The organism is Bacteroides timonensis (genome assembly GCF_000513195.1).
Lineage (GTDB): Bacteria > Bacteroidota > Bacteroidia > Bacteroidales > Bacteroidaceae > Bacteroides > Bacteroides timonensis.
In genome coordinates, this window is sequence record NZ_CBVI010000007.1 from 47493 (window position 1) to 72364 (window position 24872).

At 41.5% G+C, this 24872-nt stretch carries 11 protein-coding genes; all 11 read right to left on the minus strand.

Features of this window, described 5'->3' with window-relative positions; translation table 11 throughout:
• Positions 1 to 3 precede the first annotated feature (3 nt).
• Positions 4 to 2463, minus strand: coding sequence for a TlpA family protein disulfide reductase (locus BN161_RS02320; protein ID WP_044262692.1), 2460 nt, complete (start codon positions 2461 to 2463; stop codon positions 4 to 6).
• A gap of 162 nt (positions 2464 to 2625) precedes the next feature.
• The gene (locus BN161_RS02325; RefSeq protein WP_081743611.1) at positions 2626 to 4374 is read right to left on the minus strand and encodes an alpha-L-fucosidase; all 1749 of its coding nucleotides are present in this window, start codon (positions 4372 to 4374) and stop codon (positions 2626 to 2628) included.
• 135 nt (positions 4375 to 4509) lie between these two features.
• The gene (locus BN161_RS30070; RefSeq protein ID WP_209441881.1) at positions 4510 to 5325 is read right to left on the minus strand and encodes a hypothetical protein; all 816 of its coding nucleotides are present in this window, start codon (positions 5323 to 5325) and stop codon (positions 4510 to 4512) included.
• Positions 5326 to 5621: 296 nt separating this feature from the next.
• Positions 5622 to 9239, minus strand: coding sequence for a family 43 glycosylhydrolase (locus BN161_RS02335; RefSeq protein ID WP_044262701.1), 3618 nt, complete (start codon positions 9237 to 9239; stop codon positions 5622 to 5624).
• A 30-nt stretch (positions 9240 to 9269) separates the two neighbouring features.
• The gene (locus BN161_RS02340) at positions 9270 to 11945 is read right to left on the minus strand and encodes an MG2 domain-containing protein (RefSeq protein WP_244436383.1); all 2676 of its coding nucleotides are present in this window, start codon (positions 11943 to 11945) and stop codon (positions 9270 to 9272) included.
• Positions 11946 to 12100: 155 nt separating this feature from the next.
• Positions 12101 to 13012 (minus strand): hypothetical protein, encoded by a 912-nt coding sequence (locus tag BN161_RS02345; RefSeq protein WP_125910726.1) that lies wholly within the window; start codon positions 13010 to 13012, stop codon positions 12101 to 12103.
• Positions 13013 to 13135: 123 nt separating this feature from the next.
• Positions 13136 to 14062, minus strand: a complete 927-nt coding sequence (locus tag BN161_RS02350) for a BT_3044 domain-containing protein (protein ID WP_244436384.1) — start codon at positions 14060 to 14062, stop codon at positions 13136 to 13138.
• A 25-nt stretch (positions 14063 to 14087) separates the two neighbouring features.
• Positions 14088 to 16085: a RagB/SusD family nutrient uptake outer membrane protein gene (locus tag BN161_RS02355; RefSeq protein WP_044262709.1), complete on the minus strand. Its 1998-nt coding sequence runs from the start codon at positions 16083 to 16085 to the stop codon at positions 14088 to 14090.
• Between the two features lie 15 nt (positions 16086 to 16100).
• Positions 16101 to 19184, minus strand: coding sequence for a SusC/RagA family TonB-linked outer membrane protein (locus BN161_RS02360; RefSeq protein WP_044262710.1), 3084 nt, complete (start codon positions 19182 to 19184; stop codon positions 16101 to 16103).
• A gap of 28 nt (positions 19185 to 19212) precedes the next feature.
• Positions 19213 to 20541: an NHL repeat-containing protein gene (locus BN161_RS02365; protein ID WP_244436385.1), complete on the minus strand. Its 1329-nt coding sequence runs from the start codon at positions 20539 to 20541 to the stop codon at positions 19213 to 19215.
• Positions 20542 to 20909: 368 nt separating this feature from the next.
• Positions 20910 to 24776: a hybrid sensor histidine kinase/response regulator transcription factor gene (locus tag BN161_RS02370; RefSeq protein WP_044262789.1), complete on the minus strand. Its 3867-nt coding sequence runs from the start codon at positions 24774 to 24776 to the stop codon at positions 20910 to 20912.
• Positions 24777 to 24872 lie beyond the last annotated feature (96 nt).

The following is a 24872-nucleotide window of genomic DNA, read 5'->3' on the forward strand; positions in this document are numbered from 1 at the left end:
GAGTCATTTTTTACTTCCAAAACGTTGCTCCAGATATTTCTCCAGATTATAAGTTCCCGGAGAATTTCGCAATACAGTACCATCTTTTTCTATCCACTCATAATGAGGGATACCATTAAAGTGAAATAATTGGCGGAGATAGTTGTAATCTGCCTGGGGGATACGATAACAAGCCTCACCTTTCAAATTCTTTTCCACATACTCATTATAAGTCTTTTCGGGACTTTCACGATCACTGGTGATGTATATGAACTGGAATTCCGGATGATCTTTATACTGTTGGCGCAAACCGGCAGTATGTTCAATACCTCCACGACAGGGACCACAGAACGTTGCCCAGAAATCTACAAATAGAGCTTTGCCCGCATGGGCTTTAATAATATTACGGAAGATGTCCGTAGCGGGCCCTTCAGGCAGAGTGTAAGTACTATCGTTTTGTTGCGGAAACGCTTTGGCATACAAACGTTCCGCCTCAGCAAACATGAACGGATGGCTGATTAACTGTTTTTCTTTCTCCAACAGGCTACGGGCACCTTCCCTATCCAATTGTTTTAAATCAAAAGGAAGACTACGCAAAGTAATGATCTGCGAAACCAACGGAATATATCCGACTATGGTATCCAATCGTCCAGATTTTTCTCTTTGATTTTCAAAGAATTGATTTATTCTCATTCTTTTTTCATCTTCTGCTCTCTGATTTTCATCAATAGATACAGAAATACAATTCTTTGACTCGTTTTCTTTCCGATAAGCTTCGAATAAATCTTTGTATTTCTCCGTAAGTTCTTTCCATATCTTCGCCTCCTCAACGAGTTCGCTCATCTCTCTTGTCACAGTCTTACCTGCTCTTTCTTCGCTATCTTTTCGCATTTTTTCCTGCTCGGGAGTCAATACTACACCATTCTTCTTCAAATAAGTAAGAACAGATTTTTCAGGATATTTATAGGTAATCTTTCCCATTTCAACAGTCGTAGTGTCACCCATAGCCCTGCCAAAATCCATATACTCAAGGCGGTTGATAAACGTACTAAAATTCCTGTCCGCTACGATAAGACTGTCGTTAAGCGGCATCTGTCGTAAGAAGTGGTAATAAGTTGAATCTTCCTTAACCTTCAGAACCTCGTTATCTTTATTCTCTCGTGCCAGATAAGCTCTGTCCATTACAAAGTCCAGCATCTTACAACCTTGGGAAATCTTTGCCATATTTCTCACCAGGCGTGCCGCCTTTCCCACATACCGATTGACAGCTATAAGTGAGTCAGTCTGCTCTAACCAACGACGAAACATGGGTTCGCAACGCTCTGCAAATAGCGCAGGAGTCAGCTCTTTCTGCATCTTCGAGAAATCTTCATAACGGAATACGAATAAATCATCCACATATTTCAATGCCCTTCCTATATATGCAGTAGGTCCCATGTATTGGACATTATGAAGAGGATAATAATAATCACGGGCACGACTACGTGCCATTACAGCTTCCCAATCTACATACATTGTTACAGTTTGCCCCGGCTCTATATAAAAGGGCAACCAGTTATTATTGAACAAAACCGAACTTACCATAGGGTAGTTGACCTCGAACTTACACTCAAACCTTCCATTGGGTTGCAGAGTCACTACCATCGGATAGTCTTCTCTTGTCAGATCATTGGAAACATAAATCAGACCGTTGGTAAAGCCTAATTTCTGATCATAACCGGCAATGTATCCTTGCAGGCAAACACTATCACGACGGAATACCGGACTCTCATTCTCTTCAACCTGCATCGCCTTCATGCTTCCCGCGTCCCGCGAATAAAGCCGGGCGGGTTCTTTATCTTTCTTTATCCGGCACAGGCCATTCTTTTGCGGGGTAAGTTCCAGTTCCACTTTATCGCCCCGGTCATCTTTCAAAGTCAACAGCATGCTTTTGCCTTTCTGGCGGATTGCTTCGTACTGATAGAAACGGTTGTCCATGACAGCAAGAGAATCGTATATGCCGAAAGCCCATTCATAACAGTCATCCATTCCCATCCAGTTGCCGGAAACTTTATCGAAAAGTGAGGCTTTGGCATCTTTCTTTTCCAAAGATATATAGTACGTATTGAGTTCGTCATGATCAGACTCAAGCAAGTGGATTTCTTTTGTCTCCTTAGGAAGTGGAGGAAAGATAAGCACAAAATCCAACGTACCGGAATCTGGTGTATACACCTCTTTTTCTAATTCAAAGTTTTCACTACCGGTTATATAATACTTCTTACCAGTAATCGCATCTTCCAAATGAGTATCTTTGCCTGTTTTTACCCACCAATGTGGACGGAAAATAACATGGATATGCAACCTCGTTGCATCCGGAGTACGTTCAATACGAGTAATATTATAGATACTGCCCGAACGGAATTTAAACTTAGGATTGTCGATCACATTTTGTGCCTGAAGCATACCAGTAATGCAAAGCAGGAGAAGGAAAATAAGTTTTCTCATGGTATAGTTGTATATAATTAATTCCTACTAAGGTTCAAAGATTGATTACTCTGACAAATATAAGTAACATCTTCGGAAAAATCAATCAGAAACGATTAAATGATACTACAATCTTGTAATAATCATCAGCTCTTTCATATTTATGTTATTCGGATTACTCATTTAAAAAAATTCCATGTCACCATACCCCATACGTTCGCCACTATGCAGTCGGTCGGCATCGAACTTGATAATGCGCCCCTTGGTAGCAGGGAAACGGATGGTTTGCCAAGTGGGGTTATTGACGATGTTCGAGAATTCGCCCGAAGCAAGCTTTGTCCAATGAACCCAATCGGATGAAGTCCATAGGGTGTAGTGGGTAACAGTGCCATCGCTGCCATCCTGCGGAGGCAAATAGCGGAAACCGGTAAAAGTCTGCTCAGAGTCCCAGTCGATAAGTAGCTGACGGGGATTGCTAAAAAATATGTGGAGAGCAGAAGACTTCTTCTCGCCGCTGTCAGGAATGCCGGCGGTCAACTCAGGGGCAAGATAAACACCGAGTTTCTTGATGACGGGTTGTGCCTTCGCGTCGATGATGGTAAAGCGGAGCTTCGTAGTAGTGATGGTCGGGAAGCAGATGATACGGCGGTAACCAATGGTGGTTAGACCGTCGCCATGTTCTACAAGCTCATCTTTGAGAGGCAACCACTGACCATCGACATGGGCTTCGAGTGTGAACTTTTTTACGCGTTGCCCCAGGGTGATGTCTTCCTCTGCGAGAAAACGGTTAAAGATGGTGGGCTGGGTGAAATCAAGGATAGTGGTAATGGTTTTGCCATCACCCGTACTATTACGAGTGATAGTGGCCTTTTCGACCAGATTGTCCTTGAACACTTGGTCAATCATCTTTGCAAATGCGATACCACGCAAGCTGTCGTTAGGATGAATACGACCGTTGGGGGCAATGGGAAAGTTAAGTAGCAACGTAGAGTTGCGACCCACCGATTTGTAATAAGTATCCATCAGCTTCGACAGACTTTTTACGTGCTCGTTTTCCGTATCGTGGTAGAACCAGCCTGGACGGATACTCGTGTTCGTTTCGCCAGGACACCATACGTCGCCGTTCTCCACCCCGAAGTGCAGCATATGAAAAGGAGTATCTCCCTTGCTCGGCATCAGGCTCCAGTTTGTTTCGCCCACATAGCCCGCTTCGGTACCTACCCAGCGCAAGTCTCCACGATTGCCGCCGTCATTCCATATCACCGCTTTGGGCTGGAGTTCGCGAATCATACGGAACGTCTCTTCCCACTGGTAGTAAGTCTTCGCGTCGATGCGTCGTGCCTCGTTCGCACCACCATACCAACCGTCGCCTCCATTGGCCCCGTCGAACCACACTTCAAAGATGTCGCCATAGTTAGTCAACAACTCGCGCAACTGGTTGCGGAAGTATTCGACATACGCTGGACGACCGTACTCGGAATGGTTACGGTCCCAAGGTGAAAGATAAACGGCAAACTTCAGTCCCTCCTCGCGACAAGCGTCGGCCAGCTCGCGTACAACATCCCCTTTTCCGTTCTTCCACGGTGTGTTCTTCACCGAGTACTCCGTGTAAGCCGAGGGCCACATGCAAAAGCCGCAGTGATGTTTGGCAGTGAAGATGATACCCCGCATACCTGCTTGTTTGCACACACGTACCCACTGCCGACAATCGAGGGCAGAGGGGTTGAATAGCTCTAAGGCTTCATTGCCAAAACCCCACTCTTGGTCAGTGTAAGTATTCAGCGAGTAATGGATAAACACATACATCTCCATATCCTGCCACCTCAATTGGTTCTCACTGGGAACCGGTCCGTAGGAGGCAGATGTCTCAACTTGCGCTGTTGTCATCATCGCAACACACAGCATCATTGTTATAACTGCTAATCTTTTCATTATATAGTTTGGTCTATCGTATTGGTACTCATTTTTTGCATTTATCGGCTCATTCCCTTCTCCGTCAGGGTGATGGGTTTGATGGTGCCATCCGGGTTGAATCGTAATTCTTCCACACATACCTGACGCCTACAGTCACCCCATATAGCAGTCGCCATTTCCCCATGCAATGTATGCTTGTCCATCATCGTCAATAAAGACTGTTGGGTCTATATCAGCATTCGAACGATGGGAATCTGGGGTCATATCGTCGGTAACGATGGAAGGTTCCGTGAATATCGGATACTGACCTACCACCCTTTCTTTTCCCACACCACTGAAGGCGATTCCTTTGATGTCGCCACGGCGAACCTGCAAAGAATTAGGAAATCCACCAGGGAACCCACGCCCCACAATCCATCGAGAGACGTTATAACGTAAAGCATAGCCGGGATATGTAACCGATGCAGATTCCGTTTTGCCTGTCAATTCATTCTTCACTGTAAGAGTCAGCGTAGATTCGTGTCGCTTTTTATGGTGAACGGCACCAACTTTCACCTCATTCCACACACCTTTTTTCACCCTGTCACCAGCTACTATACGATGAAGCTTACCTTTTTCGCCTTTTATTTCAGCAAAGACTTGTTCCGTTCCCGGATCGAAGCCAATGTTAAGGTCGGCAAACATCTCTCCATTCACACCTTCTTTGCAAAGAAAAGCCTGTTCTGTTAGCAAAGTATTGAAACGCATTGACATAGATATATCAAAACTTTCACGATAATCCACATAGAAAAGTCTCGTACGATTGCTGGTAACAAGCTCCTTACAATCCATACTAATAATTGTGTCGGAATTTTGAATGCCAAAATCTATCCAACCGCCCTTTATGGATACTTGCGCATTCAGAGTTGTTGTACCAACAAAAGCCCATGCCATTAAGAATGATTTTCCAAGAGATAGATACCTTTCCATTATTTTTTAGTTTTGAGGATAAAGATAGTATAAAAAAAGAAGAACTTTTATTTTGAATAAATATTTTTCGAAAACTGATACTCTAAGAGTAAAGCATCCTTTCGGAAGGGCTACACCCTTTATATGAAAAGGTGTAGCCATGAGACTAAAAGGGTGTAGCCATCCGGACAAAAAGGTGTAGCTCTTTCAAAGCATGGATACAAGTACCTGTAAGCCGGATTACAGTATCCTTATAAATACGTTTTCAAAGAAATAGATTGCCCACTTATGTAAACTAATCAGATTCTATCATCTGATTACTTCAATATGGCAATCTTCTCTCTTCCCACAATATAAATTCCTGCAGGCAAATCCCGGATCACCTCACTTCTACGCACCTGAGTGCGGAGCTTGATTCCCGTAATGGTATAGACATCTACCAGAGGATCTTTCTCCATGGTCACATCCTCGATACCAGTAGGATCTTCGTAATCATCGGAATTAGTCAGATAGACTTTCTCTATGACAATGGGCTTTCCTCCTAACGACCAAAAACCTACAATATAAATATGGCTCGGATCAAGTTTCACTTTGGGATTACCCTTATACATATTATTCAAATCAACAACCACTTGCTTACTACTCTTGATTTCATATTCGACAGCTCCCGACCAATAGTTATTCTCATCAAACAAACGGAATGAAGCACCGTTGTCCGAGTTATCATTGCCCATTTTTGCCACAACGTATTTATATTCTGATAAATCGATACCGTTATCGTACCACCAGCCACCGAAACCATACTGTCCGGTCACCAATGTATGTGTATTCTCATCAAAAGAACCGGTCTCCCAAATATTGGGGTTAAATAATTCTGCGGTTAGTGGAAAGGTAGAAGAAGTGACATGAATCGTCAAAGACTGGCGGTCACCCAATGGACCTTTGTAGCTGATAACTATATCACTTTCTCCATCCTGCAAAGCCATTATATGCCCATTAGTTACACGTACTACATCCGGATTTTGATTTTCATAATCAGCCGCCATAGTGATATCTTCCGTATGGCCATCGGCATATATTCCCTTCACTGTAATTGTAGAAGAACTTCCGGTAAGCAAAGTTAGCTCTTCATCTCCATTGATGGTCAATTCGGTTAAGGTCAGTGATTCTTCACTATAACCCTCAAAAGAATCGTCAAAATAGAACTCTTCATCAAACTCCGGTTCGGTAGAGAACCAGTCTACATCTACATAGCCACCTGTCTGGACAGTTGCATAATTAAAGATAGCGAACTTATTGCCTGTGAATACCGTCAGATCGTACTTCATGTTCAAGTCATCTCCAAATTTTGTATAGGTTTTGTTGTCCAAGCTGTAATAGAAGCTTGCCTTACTCGTGCTGTAATTGGCAATAACCCGCAGATAAATTACCGATTCAGTGACTACCTCTCCTATCTGCTCCGATTTTGCAGCCGACGATACTACAGGGGCAGTGGTATAAACCAACCGCTTCTGTCCGTCTATGACTTTAATACCAATAAACGCATAAGGGTCCTGAAATACTGCCAATCCTGCCACATCGCCTTCCTGCATCTCGCCTATCTCCATCCTGACCGTGCCATAAGAATGTTCCAAGTCCTGAGGATACCCCAGAATTCTCTGAGTCAATGTGTTCTTGGCTTTATGTAGGCTGTCGGTAACATTTGCCGTATACAACCGCAAATAACCGGCATGTTCAGTCAACGACCATTTTGATCTGTCCGCATTATGATTCCATCCCCATTGCAGTCCTAATTTATAATGCCTGAAATTATCATTGGTAGGTAATGACTTTATGGGGTATTCCCTACCAACATCGGGCTTACGATAGGTAGTGACTCCTTTTCCGTTCTCACCAATTTCAGGCCAACCATCCACCCATTTTACGGGTTGCAGGTTAGGGAACCGTCCATAAGCACCTTTATCGTAGAAAAGCATAGTCCACCACTCTCCGGTCTGCGTTTCTACCAAAGCTCCCTGATGAATGTTGTCATCGTCTATCAGCTTCTTTTCCTCATAAGGTCCATAGATATCCTTGGAGCGGAAAACAGTTTGAAAAGCAGGCCATCCTCCATACGTAGAGTAGATGTAATAATACTCACCTATCTTATACAAACGGCTCCCTTCAAGTCCTTCGCGGAAAGACCATTTAACCACATCCTTATCTCTGCCGGGAATTTTATTGAAATCTGCATCCAATTCGGCTATGCGAAGCTGGTTGATACCGTAAACTACGTATATTTTATCATTATCAAAAAGCAATCCACAATCATAAAAACCGTCATTCAGCTTCTTCTTTTCCCATTCACCTTCAATGTCGGTAGTGGTCAATAGGTATCCACCTTCATCCAGTGTAGTAAACAGAAGATAGAACTTGCCGTCATGATATTGAAGCGCTGTTGCCCACTGGCCGCGACTGTAACGATTCTGACCATTTTCAAGATTATAACCATCGGATGCCTCTATCCGCTCCAACGGATTACAGCAATACTCCCAGTTCACCAAATCATAAGATTTCAGAATGGTAGCTCCGGGAAAAATGAACATAGTAGTGGATACCATGTAGTACACATCATCCACACGGATTACATCCGGATCAGGGAAGTCACCGAATATAACAGGATTAGTGTATGTGCCATCCCCATTATCACTATGTGACTGATAAGTAAAATCAGGACGTGGATAATTCTCCTTTGCATATTCCTGATACCAGTGATAGGTAGGCCACGGACAAGCTTCCGGATCAGTCAGGAAGGTGTATGCCTCTCCTTCGGCAGGTGGAGTATCTTTAAACTTCGCCAGCAAATCGGCACCCGTAAAAATAAGCCAGCTCACATTGCCCGAATTATCTACAATATGTTTCATATTCGCTCCAAAACCCGGACCGCCAAATGTACCGGTATGGGCTTTCCCCCATGAAGCATTATATTTTGACGGCGCCCAATCCATTTCTGTTATCATGATAGGTGCGAATGCCGCTACCGGAGCTACGGAATCATCCCATCCCTGCTGGAAAGGTTCATATCCTCCTGTACTGGAACCACCGTCTCCATTTTCCCCGTCACTTCCCATCCAGCCCGGGTAAAGGTGAACAGCATAGCCAATATTTTCTCCCTCAATCGGATTCACAGCAAATCCTTTATACAATCCCTGATAACCCAAACCGGGTATCCAGAGAATATTATCACAGCCCTGTGCACGCATCGCATCTACCACCGACTGGAAATACTCTTTCAGTTTATCGAAGTGTCCCTGCGAACCGGCTCCATAAGTACCATCAGGCCCAAGTATATTAATCGGCTCGTTGGCCAGTTCAAACATAATATTGGGATGATTCTTTAATTTCGGATGCTGGGCTACATGTGTCCATACTTTAATAAGATACTGATTATACTCATCTCCTACGGCTATCTTTTCCGGACAGACTCCGGGAGGACGCATCACTACATAAAGCCCTTTTGAGACGGCATATTCCGTCATCGGAATAAAGACTCTATCAAGATAAGTTTTAAACCGGTTGAAATCGAATGCTGAAATATCATTCTCTCCTTCTACATGAATTCCCGGAGAATTTGACCAATACGGGTCCATGTGTAATCGAAGAAAATTCATTTTCCAACCGGCATCCATAATGTCGTCAATCAGTCCTTGATTGTATTTCAAGCATTTTGCCACGTCATAATTGTCCCACTTCTGTCCCATCTCATTGAACCACGGACTATAGGTTTGTGCAAATCCATGTAAATTAACCTTATTCCCATGCGGGTCTACCAAATAACGGCCTTCGACATGCAATCTGGGCATTGGCATATCTTCCCATGCCCAAAGCGTGGAGGAAGACATCAAACAGCATAAAGCTATAAGAAATTCGTAAAATACGTTTGTAATGTTTTTCATAAGCAATATTTTTAAATTATTCTGAGAAAACTAATAAGAAGCATTATGCCGCGATACAATTTTCTCACCTGAATAAATGAGATTGCCTGAAGCGCAGACACCTTCTATCACTATCCCATAATCGGCTGCAGAATCAGCCGTATAGAAACTGACGTGAGCAGTTCCCGATTCATCAACCTGAACGCTCGGATTCCAGTATATCGTTGAACGCAAGTCAGGGGTGGTGGATTCTTTCTTTGCTTTGGTGTCATACGCCGGTGAGTAAAACTCTACAGTCTGCTGGTAGCCAATACCCGCAATAGTCTGTATGTTGCTGTTCATCTTATTTTTCTGCACAAACCCGTTCTTCGTAGTGACTACTATGGCACCATTTCCCGCAGCCGACCCGTAAAGAGGACCGACAGAAGTGGCAGGAGAGTAAAAAACATCTTTGATATCATCCACGTCCAACAGGTCAAAATCGAAATTTTCTTCGGGAACATTGTCCAGTAACACCATGACCGGAGCAAATCGATAACGCACCTCATTATTTGTGACAGTAATGCCCGGCAAACGTCGCAAAAGGTCGTATGTAGAAATAAAATGTCCCTTTTTCACATCTTCTTCCGTCAGCACCTTCGAAGTCCCCACCGAATAAAAGGGAGATTCCGTTTTTACAGCTCTCTCTCTTCTGGCTGTCACTATCACTTCCGCCAGATTATAGACTCTCATTCCATTTTCTATAGTATATTTTTGGTCCATCTTTGCCATATAGTTTTCTTCTATATGTGGTTTTTCAATGCGGGGAATAAATCCGATTTTAGGGGCAGGAAATGATTTATAGGGGTCCAGTTCAATAAAGACCTTTGAAGAACCTTTCTTGCTAAGAGCCTGAACTATATACTGAGTACCGCTGGGATATTCCAGCCTGTCGAATACAAACCGCCCATTCCGGTCAGGCTTCGCCAATTCTGTCCCGATGAGCGAATCTTTAAGGGCAAGCAAAGAGATATTTCCCTCTTTCAATGCAGAAAACAAGCCCTCTACTTTACCGGAAACTTCGTCGCCCAATTCCAAATTGTAGGGTAATGTGCCGGTTACATTGCCTTTCAATATCTCCGGAATGTTGTATTTCCGCCAGCCTTGTGTCATCATCAGCAAATCCAAGGCATAAGAAGAACTACGGTTGTCCTGCAAGTAACTCAACGGTGACTCAATGTGTCCTTTAAGATCGGAAGTGAGCAATAAGGTGGAAACAATGTTGGAAACGGTATCCGGCTTCACGTCTGTTCTGTCAACAACCGCAAGTGCGAAGTTGCCTGACATGGGGTTTCCGTTTATATCTTTAATCTGTATATCCATATCTACCTTCTCTCTTGCCAAGTAGTTTTCGCGGTCGAGCCGGACTTCAGTCTGCGCCAGCGCGCTTTTTTGCAGAGAAAACACTAAACGTTCGCTCAGAATGTTTCTCCCTTCATCAACCAGCAGAAAATGAACGATACCCGCCGGGAAGAAATTTTTTTCGAAGTCAACATAACTTTGCTTGTTATCCCAAGGCTGTGCATACAGAACGATACCGCGTAAATGCGCCACCAGCGTCAGCGAAGTCCCCAATGGGGTATCAGGTGATTTGGAAAGACTTACCCGCAAATAATCTTTAGACCAAAGTGTATTCAGGGAGATAGCATCCGGAGAAGGCTCAGGCAAATCAAAACGCTGGGAAACGCCTGTTCCGTCACTACAAACGGCATGATACTTTTTTCCGGGAACATAATACATCCGGAAACTCCCCATACCCAAATGCTGGCTCTTGAAATCGGCACATACCTGACCTTCTTCGTCAAGTACCTGACCTTCTATCTCTGTAGACAAACCATCTGCATCAATAGCCTTAAATGCCATTTTGATTGTGGTGGACTGAGCTGCATGACCTCCTTCGGGAAAAAAAGCTACATCAAAGTTTTTACTCAATTCGGGGATTCTGAAATAGCGGTTGGATATTTTTCCATCATACACTGTTTGCAACAAAAATGTACGCGAAGCGGGAATTTCTTTCTTTTTGAAAGTGTAATGGATATTTTCTCCTTCCAATGATAAGACTTTTCCTTTTTTGTTCCTGTCTCCATCGGGGAAAAGAATGGCTTGTGTGGGAGTGACGGATCGGTTGTCCGGTTTACTGAGAAAATGTATTTCTGCATGAATGTCATTGTTCTCAACAGAATAATTGATTTCCGGAGATATCGCTTCGGATACGGGATCGGATATATAAATCAGTTTATGGGAGAAATACTCTTCACCTATATTCTGCATGAACCAAGTGTAGGCTCTGAGAAAATAGTTACCTTCCGGCAGGTCTTCACCCAATGGAATATGTCCGTAAAAACATCCCAAAGAGTCCGGTCTTATTTTCACTCTCTCCACCAGATTGCCCAACGGATTCACCAACTCTACATATACATATCGGCTGGCATTAGCTTGTTTTAGCATAAGGGCATCTACTAAGTGCGCCCTGAACCAAAGGGTTTCACCGGACATGTAGATGCCACGGTCTGTCTGAAAATAAATCTTTTCCTGGGGGAAATGTGACAACTCTTCTCTGAACAGGTTTTCAATGGTATCTGTCGGTACAGACTGGGGAGCGGTACCATCTGCCCAAAGGCTGGGAGACAGCATCAGGCAGCACAACCATACCATGTATTTGACAGAACTGTTCGCAATGTTCTTCATTATTTTTTCTTTTTAATTATTAATTCACCACAGAATACACAGATTAACACGAATACTTTCTCATTATCAGCATTGTAGAGTAACAGATTGCTTTCTTCCCTGTTTTCCAATGGAAAACAGGGAAGAAAGCAATGGAAAGATTTCACAGGTACTTATTAGTAAGTAGGCATTGGAGAATCTGGATAATAAACTACTCCATCCAAAACTTGACTCATTTTTACAGAACGGACTATTTGGCTCAAAGGCTCTAAATTAGTTGTTTTATACACACAATAGTTTGTACATGCTGGTAATGATGAACCATTACCAGGAGACAATTTGGGACACCCTCCATCGTAAAGACGAATATCTAAAGTGAAAGTCGCATCCGGACGATCCCAAAATCTATCTAATTGTGGATGGCTAATTTTTATTACCTCGGACATAGATGAAGTAAGAACCGGGAGATCAACCCAATTCGTAATATCTTCAACATCATATACAGGGTTAGAGGTATAAGGGTAATAAGGAAGGGATTCATAATGATCGAAGCTCTGAACATGCAAGATATATAACAATAACCCTCTTTTAGGAAACTCTCCTCTCGAAAAATAGAAATTATGCTCCAAGTCTACGCCTATACTTAATACTGGATATCGTGGGTTATATCCATGGCTACAATTTGGTGGAGCAGCAGGATCATTCATAATACCGAGTGAAATAGTTATTGGTTGACCAACATATCCATTAGAAGAACGACCTCTTACTGTCGCTACCACAGGTCCACTGTACGATGCAATAGAGGACAAAAAAAACTTCTCACTTCCAGAGTCGTCACTACTTGAAAATGAACCCAATGACATACCAGACCCAGTAGATACTCCTACTTCGATGCCAACATATTTACCAAATGGCTCATTCCAAGAAATAGAAACAACATTCCCTGACAATGACAAATCAAGAGAGCCTGATGGCCCCCTTGTCGTTGCAGACGAAGGGTCATTTTTTTCTTCTGTGATCGGATCATCTTCTCCTTTACATCCGATACATAATAGCATCAGAAACAAACAATAAAATAAATGTTTCATAATGGTTCAGCTTTAAAAATTTGACAATATTTACTTATAGAATGGTGTTTCTCACGAAGCACCATTCTTAAACTAATGATAATAAAAAAGTCACAATCTGTTTTTTACCTTAAAAACACCTTTCTAATAATCGTACTTTCTATTTTCTTCCATCCAGTCGTTTATCTTGCGTACTTCATCATCGTTCTTACGCTCTTTATACACAAATCCCCGCGTTTTCTTCAACATACCATCCTCTTGGAAAGTATACCACAAATCGTACACTTCCATTTCGGGGTAATACTTACCGCCACCACTGACAAGGTTAAACTTATCCCAAGACTTCAAGGTTACTGAATTATCCGGATTAACAGTGATATTGAAACAAAAATCCGGTCTATAATCTGTTGACCCTTTTGACCACTCATTCTTTTGATGATACATACGTACAGTGTTACCATCAACTACAGCTTGCAACGTGCGAGGCGACTTATAGATAATGGAATCTTTCGGATTATCAGCAGGCTTAATCACACCGTCCATATAATAAAGCCCTGAATAGTCATTCATCAGATTCAGACGGATTAGCACCACTGTATCTTCTTTAGCCAATTCAAAACGAGATGTTCCACTAAGTTTAAACGCCATCATATAGAGCGAATCTATATGCAAAGTGGATGGGTCAATGTGAACAGGATACGTGCCATAGGTTTCACCCTTTTTCACAACTACATTTTCTTGCGGAAAACTATAGATACCATTTGTCAACGTACGATATTTTATATCATCCGAACCGAGTTCTTTCTGGTTATAACTTTCAATACCAGAAGGAAATTCTTCAATAGTAACAGTTATATCTTCCTTGGTAGGCAGCGAACCGCTGATGGCAACCGATGCATATATGGTATCTTTTTCATAACCTATATTCAGATCTCTATTTATAATCTTATCTTTTGCCCCAACCAGATAAACCGTTTCGGGCCATAAATTCTCTTCCATAGGTATTTTATTGTCGCAACCCGCCATACATGCCAACAGCAAGGTTATCGAAAAAAATGCTATTTTCTTCATATTATCAACTTTTAGTGTTTTCATTTTAATTCCATCCTGGGTTCTGTACCAACTTACCGTTCTTTCTCAGCACATTTCTGTCAAGCGGCCACAGATACATCTTGTTGGAAAACATACGTTTCATGGTTTTTTCTGTATTCCAAATTCTTTCTGTATAGAACTGTTCGCGTTGTGATTCGCGAGCACTTACATCCAATCCTCTGATGGGTTTGTTGTAAGCGTCATAGGCATCTTTCCAACGGCGCAAATCCCAATAACGATGACTTTCGAAAGCAAACTCAATCAACCTTTCATGCTTAATCAGTTCACGCATCCTGCTTTGGTCGGCTGCATCGACAGTTGTGATTCCCGGTTGACCGGCACGATAACGAATCTGATTGAAGTATTTCACCATCTGATCCACATCACGAGTAACCGTCACCTGCCCATCTTCGTCCGTATACGAACCTTCCATTTCGTTCATCGCTTCTACATACCCCAACAATACTTCGGCATAGCGGAATATCGGATAAGTTTTCGCTTTTACCACTCCATTCCAAAAGATACAATCATCCTGATGCACATATTTCCGGCAGGTATATCCGGTTCTGGTTCTGTTATCATTATTATTCATATCAGATGCACTACCTCCGTAATAATAGTCGGTAACATAGTTTCTGGTACCTGCTGACAAACCGTCACGGTGAGAAGTTGTAGGCCAGATACAAGCATTGAAACCAATAGCCGCATAAAAACGCGGCTCACGACCATCATCACGATGAGCTCTATTTCCGGAAAGAAGATAATCTGACGAGAATGTTTTATCTTGTCCCACTGCCTGCCATGATTTTTCCGCCTGAGTAGCTTCACTAAACGGTCTACCGTCAGCCATCCGGTATTCATCAATCATATCCAAAGTAACACTAAATGAAGATATTCCCCCCAATTTGGAAGGTGTCACAAGAATATAGTTTCCATTATTTCTTGAAAAATAGATGTATTCTTTAACCAACTCAGGCTGGTAAGTACCATCAAACAGCGTCTTGTATGACTTATAGGGATCTATGCCTCCGGCTCCATCAGGGAAGTTGGCATCGGATACCGTCTCGGGAAGAGGCAATGTGCCTGTACCCTTTTCATTCACTATTTTAGGTACAGTATGGATGGCATACTTATTCATATCAATAATCCGCTTGAACGTGGCGGCAGCTTTTCCCCACTTAACCTTGTCTTCCGTCTGGGCAATGAAATTCCTGCCTTCTGAGTCTTTCCAATCGGAATAATAACTGTTACCATTGAAAAGGGGGCTGGCAGCATAGAGCTGCATACGAGCTTTGAACGCCAAAGCAGCACCCTTGGTAGGTATATACTGCAATGCATCTATACGACTTGGAGGCAGCAATTTAGCTGCTTCTTCAAAGTCGGCACAGATTTTCTCTACACACTCATCGTAAGTGGAACGCTCGAATGAAACTGACGCTACATCTTCGTCCGTATCGAAAGGACGGTCGGGAAGTACAACCACAGGCCCGTACAATCTTACCAAATAGAAATAGAAGTAAGCCCGCAGAAAATAAGCCCTTCCCTTGAAATCACGCATTTCCATCTCGGTAAGCTCCTGGTTTTTGGATATATTCTCCAATACGATGTTGGCCTTACGGATTCCTTTATAGCAATCGCCCCACGGATTAAACCATGTGTTCGTTTCTTTCACTTCATCATAAAGTATAGCATTTCCATTCGTTACAAACGGAACGATTGCTTCATCTGAGCCCAATCCACTGGGCAATGTAGAAGACGCTCCCCAACCATTCATAAGTATTGATTCATCGGGAAGCAGTGCAGCCGCTCCATTGATATACTCTTCCGTTCTGGAGCGGGAAAGGAAAATGGAGTCCAGCGTGGTCTGATCGTACACATATTTGTCAATGTCCAAGTATTTTTCGCACGAACCGAACATAATGCTTGAGACCAAAATAACGGTTATTGCGGCTATTCTGCCGAGAAAACCGAATTCTCTTTTATAATTTCTAAATTTTATCATAATTGTCAGGTTATATTAGAATGAAAGATTAAGCTGTAAAGTATACACTCGCTGGACAGGATAGACTGTTCCATTATCTCCCGCTTGTGCAGGATCCAGCATCTTCTCTTTAGACCAAACTGCCAAATTGTCTCCAATCACACTAATTACTGCTTTCTGGAGACCAAACTTTTTCAGGAATTGGTTCTTGAGTGTATAAGAGACTTGCACATTCTTCAGACGCAAGTAACTACCATCAGACAACCAAAAAGAAGATGATTGACTATTATTACTGCTACCTCCATAATAAAGACGAGGGTACTTGGCGTTCGGATTCTCGGTGGCAGGGTCGCCTGAGATTTCACGTGAAATCCATCGGTTTGCCGGATTGGCAAAGTCTGTAATCACATTACCAGCTGTACTACCCGAGAATGGCTGATACATATTTCCACCTTTAAAATAAGTCACGCGGCTTACCCCCTCGAACAGGACACTTACATTGAAGTTCTTCCAGTTAAACTCTGTGGCAAATCCATACTGTATCTGAGGCACATAAGAATACTTCAAAGGTACAATATCATCCCAATTGACAATGCCATCGCCATTGACATCCTTATACTTGATGTCACCCGGCAAGTAATTGCCAAAATCCTGACGAGGACTATTATCTATATCTGCCTGGTCTTTAAACAAGCCCAAAGCTATCAGTCCTCGGTTAATGTTGTGTTGATAACCTACGGCTGATTGGTAATCGTATTTCTTAAGATCTTCCTCGAAATTGGTGATTTTGTTCATGGACTGTGTGTAGTTGGCACGTATAATCAGGTATTTGTCATTGTCACCCAAAGGCTGCGTATATGAGATATGTCCATCCATACCCCAGCTCTTCATTTCACCTACATTGGCCCAAGGTAATGACGGAAGTCCCATCTCTTCGGGTACACTCTGGCGTTGTTGATAAATACCTGAACGCATATCCTGGAAGAAATCGACTGTCATATCAAAACGTTCGTGGAAGAAACGTGTATCAATACCGATGTTATACTTTATAGCCTTTTCCCAACGCAGATTGCTGGAACCCACTTGTGTTTCGGTCAAACCTGCACCGTTATTCCAACTGCCGGAACCTGTGTGACCAATCAAAGTAAGATAGGGAAAACGTACCGCGTCGTTCCAAGTGAGGCGATCGTTGCCTACTATACCATACGAAGCCCTGATTTTGAGATAATTGATGAATTTGTCCTTATCACGCCAGAAGGGATATTGCGTGGGAGCCCAACCTATAGAAACAGCGGGGAACCAACCAAATTTCTTACCTTTCTCAAAAGCCTCCGAACCGGTGTAACCCATATTAAATTCGGCCATATAAGTATCATCATACGAATAAGAAAAACGGCTTGAGTAACTATTATAACGTTTAGGGATAGCAGTCAGCAATTGATTATATTTCGATGCTTCATAATCGCTCCATTCGGCCTTCACCAAAGCACCTACCTTATGCACTTTATTAAATACCCGGTCGTAATTCAGTCGGAAATCCCAATAAATTTTACGCTCAGTGTCATTCCAATTTGAATAATAGGGCTCCACTGCATCAGATATTTTCTCCAAATCAAGTGTTCCATCGCGCTTGTAACCATGAGCATAATAAATGGCCGGCAGTTTTTCGCGAACTTGGGTTCTCGCACCCATCGAATTAATGTTAACCAATCCTGCAATACTCAGTCCGGGAGTTATCATCTTCAAATCCTGATTGAGCTGCATCGTGATTTTATTTTCATTGGAATAGAACTTGCGATAGCCCGTCATATTCAACAATACATACGGACTGATATTCGATTTATCAGTGCCATATCCAGGTGCCTGCCCTGTGGTGTACATCAACGGTACTGTCACCGGAGTCAGATTGGATTGTGCCTGCCACAATACCTTACTGTCGTTTCCATATCCCGGATAATTCTGAGTAACAATTACAGTCTCTTCATTCAGCGAAAGCGTAGTAGTGGAAGTGACATTCACATCCACATTAGCACGGAAATTAAACTTGTTGTAATTTACGTTCGTATTGTATTTGTTTACCCCTTTGTCTTGCTTAAAAATAGCATCTTTTGTCGTAAAACCGGCACTGATATAATAACGAGCCACTTCACCACCTCCTGATGCACTCAGGAAGTATTGTTGGTTCCAGGTATAGTCTTTCAAGATAACATCCCGCCAATCCACATCCGGATGAAAATCAGGGTCCATGTGGTTTCTGAACAAATCCACATCCACATCGGAATAGACAGGAATACGTCCACGTGTCACGGCAGCTTCATTGGCGAGTGCCGCATATTCCGCAGCACGTACATATTTGGGCATTCGAGGAGAATAAGAAATACCAGTATTTGCCTTCACCTGCAAATTCAGCTTTCCCGCCTTACCCTTCTTGGTACTTACCAATACTACACCGTTGGCACCACGCACACCGTAAACCGCCGTAGAAGAGGCATCCTTCAAGATAGAGAAACTTTCGATGTCTTCGGGGTCGAGCGTATTCAAGTTACCTTCGATACCGTCAATCAACACCAAAGCACCCTGTCCGGCACCAAAGGTACTGATACCACGCACCCAAAACTCGGAGAAATCCTTACCCGGTTCTCCACTACGTGTAACAGAAATGATGCCCGGAACACGTCCGCCCAACATGTTACTTACGGAAGTGGCAGGAGTTTTCAACGTAGCCACCTCAACTCCGGTAATGGCACCTGTCACATTAATCTTCTTCTGTACCTTACCCGATGCCGTAACCACAACCTCGTCCATTACATTCGAACTCTCCTTCAACACCACGCGCATGCGCTCGTCGCTCTTGTTCATCTTTATCTCCTGAGGATCATACCCCACATAAGATATGACCAACGTATGCCCGGCTTTGATACCCCCTATCTTGAAACGGCCGTCAATATCCGTAATGGCACCCATAGAAGGAACTTCCTTTACAGAAATCGATACTCCGATTAAGAGCTCGCCTTTCTCGTCCATAACCGAACCAGAAGCTACCACAGTCTGTTGCGCATAGGCCAAATTCATAGAACTTACCCATGCCATAAGAAACAGTAATATATGTTTAATCTTCATCTTGATTCATTTTATATGATTTCTACTTTTATTCAATTGTCATTTTCCGGATTGCCTTTGAAGATTCTTCACCAATGAAGAAGTTCTCTTCCGAATCCAAAGCAATACACAATGGATTATCAAACAATGCATCCGTAGGGAATCCGTTTAGTCTTCCTGACCGATCGGGAGCTCCCGCTACCAAAGAGACAAGCCTTCCTTTGATTTTCACAATGCAATGGCTATTTTTGCAACATACATAGAGTTCACCGTTACTATTCACCGCCATTCCGCAAGGTTGTTTCAATACGGCATCCGTCAATCTATCTCCAAAAGCTGTAGCCAACCATCCCGGTTGGAAGCCGGCATAGCGTTCCACTTGCCATGCGCCCGAAGTATCTTTCCATATCTTCACAATGCCATTACTCTCAGGATAAGAGGCGAAAAAGCACTTATCGTATTTACTATAAGTCAGATAATGCCTCCACTGGCTGGTGTTCACTCCATCAAAAGCCGGGTAATCTGATGTAGCAAATAACTTTGTATAACCTTTATCTTCCAAATCTATTTCATAAAGACCATCACCGGACATTGCATACAAATAGCGGTCATCTTCAGCATAAGCCAATGCCCCCTGGCAATCGCCTTGGAAAGGTATTGTGAGACCAAGAGAGTTTAAAATCCATCCATCCGCACGAGTAGCTGTGTATAAAGCACCTCCACTACGGGGCATGATACTCACTTTTTCTCTTGAACTATCAACTGCAACAGCACCCATATAACCAATATTAATCAGACGAATCACCGTATTATCCTCTAATGACACAAAATAGGTACGGTCGCCCCATCCTCCTCCAACGAAAATGAAATTATCACTCTTTTGTCCTGCAACAGCTACAATTCCTGTACACTCATTCATTCGGAATTCTTCTATTTTACTGTCATCTGACGATGTCCATCCGTCTTCACCAAATTTTCCCAATATTGTTTTCACAGATTGAGTTTGATAATACTTAAACTTCACATTGTCAGAGGTGTACCTTTTACCTTCCACTTCCAATGTTATCTCGTTATAGCCAGGCAACTGCTTGGGGATAAGCCCATACAATTCATTTCCGTTGTTGTTTACTATAACCGCTTCCTTATCGGCAAAGAAAACTTTGACTTTTCCGGTCGTATCAACTGGAAAGTTTCCTTTGATAATAAAAGAATCGTTGATTCTTCCCCAGTCGGGTGACATGGATTTTAACTCAATAGGCTTGCTCGAATCATAATAGTTGCCTATTTCAGGCCATTTCTCAATTACTTCTTCGCCATTACAACTTGCGAACAAAATACTTAAGAAAAGAAAAACAAAATAAAGCTTGTTGTTCTTCATAATATATAAGTAGTGGGGTTCTATGTTTTTCATTACTAATAGTAGTCATTGGTACCAGCCCCCCCTTTAAATACCAAAGCTACGTAAAACTCATTGCAGATTACCGAAAGTGATATGTATCGCTACGGTTATCTCTGATTCTACAATCTTTACATAATAGCTGACTTAACCGTCATTATCATACATACATTTCATAAGATTAACTTGATTAGATTTAACATAACAATAACTCCATCGATATACATTCCGTACATCGATACACAAAGCTACAGAAGTGTACCCAATACACTTTTAGATATTAGATATATAATTTTAGATATTAGATATTCTAACTAATAAATAATAAAAAAGAGGAAAAAAGAAGTAAATCACACCTCTGTAGGAGACTTACCAAAATACTTTTTAAACACCGTACTAAAGTAACTGATACTGGAATAACCACAAAGTTCGCTAACTTCCGTGATAGTGTATTTATGAGATTGGAGCAATTCTAAACCCCGGTTTAAACGAATGGATTTAATAAACTCAATAGGCGATTGACCTGTCAATGCTTTTATTTTTTTATATAACAGGGAACCGCTCACATGCATTTCCATAGCAAAGCTTTCTTTGTCAAAATCCAGATTTTGCATATTATTATGAATCACCTCCACGGCTTTTTTCACAAACTGATCATTAAGCTCATTCGCCAGAATAACCTGTTGCTCATCATTCTCCGGTTTTATCAATTTCAAAGCTTTCTCTCTGACGATTTCCCTGTTTCGCATAAGGGACTTTATCCGTTGCTCCAAAAGTGATATATCAAAAGGCTTTGTGATATAATCTTCTGCCCCCAGACCTAAACCTTCCAATTGGTCACTTTTATCACAAAGTGAAGTTAACAGGATTACCGGAATATGCGAAGTTTCAAAAGTAGATTTGATCAATTTACATAACTCAAACCCATCCATATCAGGCATCATCACATCTGAAATAATCAATTCAGGAGATTCTTTCTGAAGCAATTCCCATGCTTCATTACCATTGCCAGCTTCTAAAATGTAATATTGATTTTCAAAAGAATACTTCAGGAAGTTCCGCAAATCCTTATTATCGTCCACGATTAATATAGATTTCTTCTTTCCGGATCTATCATCTTCCTGTTTATATTCCGACTGATCAGACGGACCATCGGCAGATATGATATTGCCCGGTTCTTCATGTTCAACAGGTGCAACCTCAACCACTTCTTTATAAGGGATGTTTATTTTGAATAAAGAACCTTCATTCTCCTTACTTTCAAGCGAGACTTTTCCCTCATGCATCAAAACGTAATTCTTCACCAATAACAGGCCTATCCCAGAGCCTACCATGCGTGAATTAACCTTATTATCTCCCCTATAAAACTCTTTGAACAGTTTCTTCTGGGCATTATCCGAGATACCCAATCCATAATCTCTTACCTCCAAGCTCCAATAGTACTCATTACAATTCAATGTAAGCTCCACTTTACCATTCGTATGGGAATATTTGATTGCATTAGATATCAAATTATCAACGACTTTCTCTATTTTCAATTCATCGACAGCTGACATATAAGATTCCCTGTTAGAGACAAACTCCAATACAACATTCTTTTTTCCCGCTGTAGACTTGAACATTGTTTTCCGCCTGTACACCAAATTAACAATATCAACCATTACCAGAAACAGTTGTCCTTTCCCCATATCCACTTTCTGGAAATCCAAAAGTTGGGTTGCGACATTAGATAAACGTTCAGACTGTTCCGTAGCCAGATTCAGATAATAGTGCCCTTTCTCTGACAATTCTTTCTCTTTATTCAATTCCTGAATAGGCGCGTTTATCAACGTTATCGATGTACGAAGATCATGAGCGGTATTTGTGAAAAAACGGATTTTATCTTCGGCATGGCGCTGTTTCAAACGATTTATATAGAACTTAAGCACAAAGAATGTGATGCTCATTATAATAATGAATATCACTAGACGGAACCACCACGTCTGCCAGTAAAGCGGTATAACGTGTATATCCAATGTACGTTCATCGACTATCTGAGAAAGTGAATTATTGTACATTCTTACTTTAAGCCGGAAATTTCCATTAGGAATATTGGTATAAGTAAGTATTTGCTGGCTGGAAGGATGTGACCACTCCGCATCAAGACCTTCCATTTTCCATGAAAATTTTATTTCTTTGGAAGAAACCCCAATAGGCAATACCTCAAGTGTCAGAGTATTCTGATCATATTTGAATGAAATATCTGTTTGCTTATTAACCGGAATTCCACGTAACAAATCTTGATTTTCTCTGATAGAACTGCCGGAAATAGTGATATTCTGGAAATAAATCTCCCCGTTGAGCTGGGTATGATATAATTTATCGGGGTTAAACATTACCGCTCCATTATTTGTACCCCACATTAATTCACCATTGCGTAATTTGCAGCTGGCATTCACATTGAACGAAGCACTGGAAAGAGCTAAAGTAGAATAATAAGTATGCACCGTGCTGTCGGCAGGATTATAACGACACAAACCATTTTCCGTACCTAACCATAAATACCCATTATCATACATGACACTGTTAACATAATTAGATGGCAATCCGGATTCCACTGTTATTTTATGAGTTTCACGATTCGTGTAATTATAGTGTAGCAATCCGTCTCCGGAAGTAGCCACCCAAATATCATCCTCCATTACTAAAAGATCTTGTGCAAGGCATTCCGGTAAAAAAGTGATTTTCCCCGTTTCTTTGTCTAACAAAAGCACAGAATAAGTACAAGCCAGCAACATTTTTCCCGGAGAAAACTCCATAAACGTACGCATGGGCTGTGCACCATACGTATGAAAACGTTTTTCTTTCGTTAAATAACATATTACATCTTGGATACCTCCAATCCAGATATCACCCTCGCTATCCTTATATATATTCATTATAAATTTACCATCAGACTTCAAATCCGATGTATTCCGTGGATAATGAACCAATTCTTTTCCGGTATTCCGATCTAAAACATAAAATCCGGATGAGAACGAACCCGCCCAGATGTTTCCTTCATCATCTTCACATAAAGCCAGAAAGACCTGCGCCTGTTCCTGTTTATTCTGATAATAAGTATCCCATTCATTAGTAGCTACTCTCCACCTGCTTATCCCATTATTCGTAGCAAACCAGATATCTCCTTTACTATCTTCCAGTATCTTGTTTACATTATTATTCCCTAAAGAATTCGGATTATTAACCTGATGGGTAATTTGATTAATTAAAGGAGATTTCCAGTCGAAGAAAGAAAGTCCGCCAGTATAGGTAGCGACCCATACTCTTTGCTTACCATCGCAATAAATATCATAAACTCCATCCCCGCGAAGAGAGAAAGGATTATCAATATCTTCTTTCAGAATGTTCAGAACCGTTTTTTTATCCTTATCCAATTCCCATACTCCCTGTCCGTCAATCCCAACCAATAATGTCGAATCAGAACTTTCCGTTATCACTCCGATTGGCTGCTTTGGAAAATCAGAAAATGGCAATAACGATTTTTTTTGCATATCCAGATAAAAAAGACCGTCAGTAGAAGTTCCTATCCATAAAACCTCTCCTTTATTATCATAAAAAAGACTGTTTATCTGAAAAGTATTATTTATTTCACATACACTTTTTTGCTCCAATGTATTCATATTCAGCAAACTAATGCTATCCTGATACGTTACAAGTAAGTGTGTCTGATCATAAGGTGCTATGTTCTGTGTCAGATTTTGTTTCTCACCTATTTGAGTAAATATTCCATTTTTATATTTGCACAATCCTCCGGACGTGGGAATCCAAAGAGTCTGTTCATCATCAATAATGATTTTACCTACACTTAAAAAAGTATTATTGAAAGATATTCTGAGATCCAGAAATAAATCAAACCGGTCATACAGTTCATTATAATGAAAGAATTGCCCATTATTCGTATATGCTATTAAAAACGAGTTATTATAGGCCAGCTTGACATTTATGATATTGGCAGTTTTATAAGGAAGTTGATAAATGCGATAATCACTTTCCGTAATTCTCAATATACCCGTTTTAGAAGAAGCCCAAATAAAGCCATTCTCATCTTTGCAGACAGAAGCCATTTCCCGCATGGAAATTCCATACATCGTATTAATATTATAAAACTTCACATCTGAAGCATATATATTAAAAATAGAAAGAAAAAGAAAGAATATAAGCAGCCGTGATTTCATAATATTACTGTTAGATGCTGCAAATATAATATATTTGAAAGCAACCAACCAATATATGCATTATTTTGTCTAATTTTGCACCTCGTTTCACAAAAA

Coding starts and splice junctions, on each gene's coding strand:
- BN161_RS02365 (WP_244436385.1), bottom strand. CDS start 20,541: ATGAAGAACAACAAGCTTTATTTTGTTTTTCTTTTCTTAAGTATTTTG.
- BN161_RS02320 (WP_044262692.1), bottom strand. CDS start 2,463: ATGAGAAAACTTATTTTCCTTCTCCTGCTTTGCATTACTGGTATGCTT.
- BN161_RS02360 (WP_044262710.1), bottom strand. CDS start 19,184: ATGAAGATTAAACATATATTACTGTTTCTTATGGCATGGGTAAGTTCT.
- BN161_RS02345 (WP_125910726.1), bottom strand. CDS start 13,012: ATGAAACATTTATTTTATTGTTTGTTTCTGATGCTATTATGTATCGGA.
- BN161_RS30070 (WP_209441881.1), bottom strand. CDS start 5,325: ATGGAAAGGTATCTATCTCTTGGAAAATCATTCTTAATGGCATGGGCT.
- BN161_RS02335 (WP_044262701.1), bottom strand. CDS start 9,239: ATGAAAAACATTACAAACGTATTTTACGAATTTCTTATAGCTTTATGC.
- BN161_RS02340 (WP_244436383.1), bottom strand. CDS start 11,945: ATGAAGAACATTGCGAACAGTTCTGTCAAATACATGGTATGGTTGTGC.
- BN161_RS02325 (WP_081743611.1), bottom strand. CDS start 4,374: ATGAAAAGATTAGCAGTTATAACAATGATGCTGTGTGTTGCGATGATG.
- BN161_RS02370 (WP_044262789.1), bottom strand. CDS start 24,776: ATGAAATCACGGCTGCTTATATTCTTTCTTTTTCTTTCTATTTTTAAT.
- BN161_RS02350 (WP_244436384.1), bottom strand. CDS start 14,062: ATGAAGAAAATAGCATTTTTTTCGATAACCTTGCTGTTGGCATGTATG.
- BN161_RS02355 (WP_044262709.1), bottom strand. CDS start 16,085: ATGATAAAATTTAGAAATTATAAAAGAGAATTCGGTTTTCTCGGCAGA.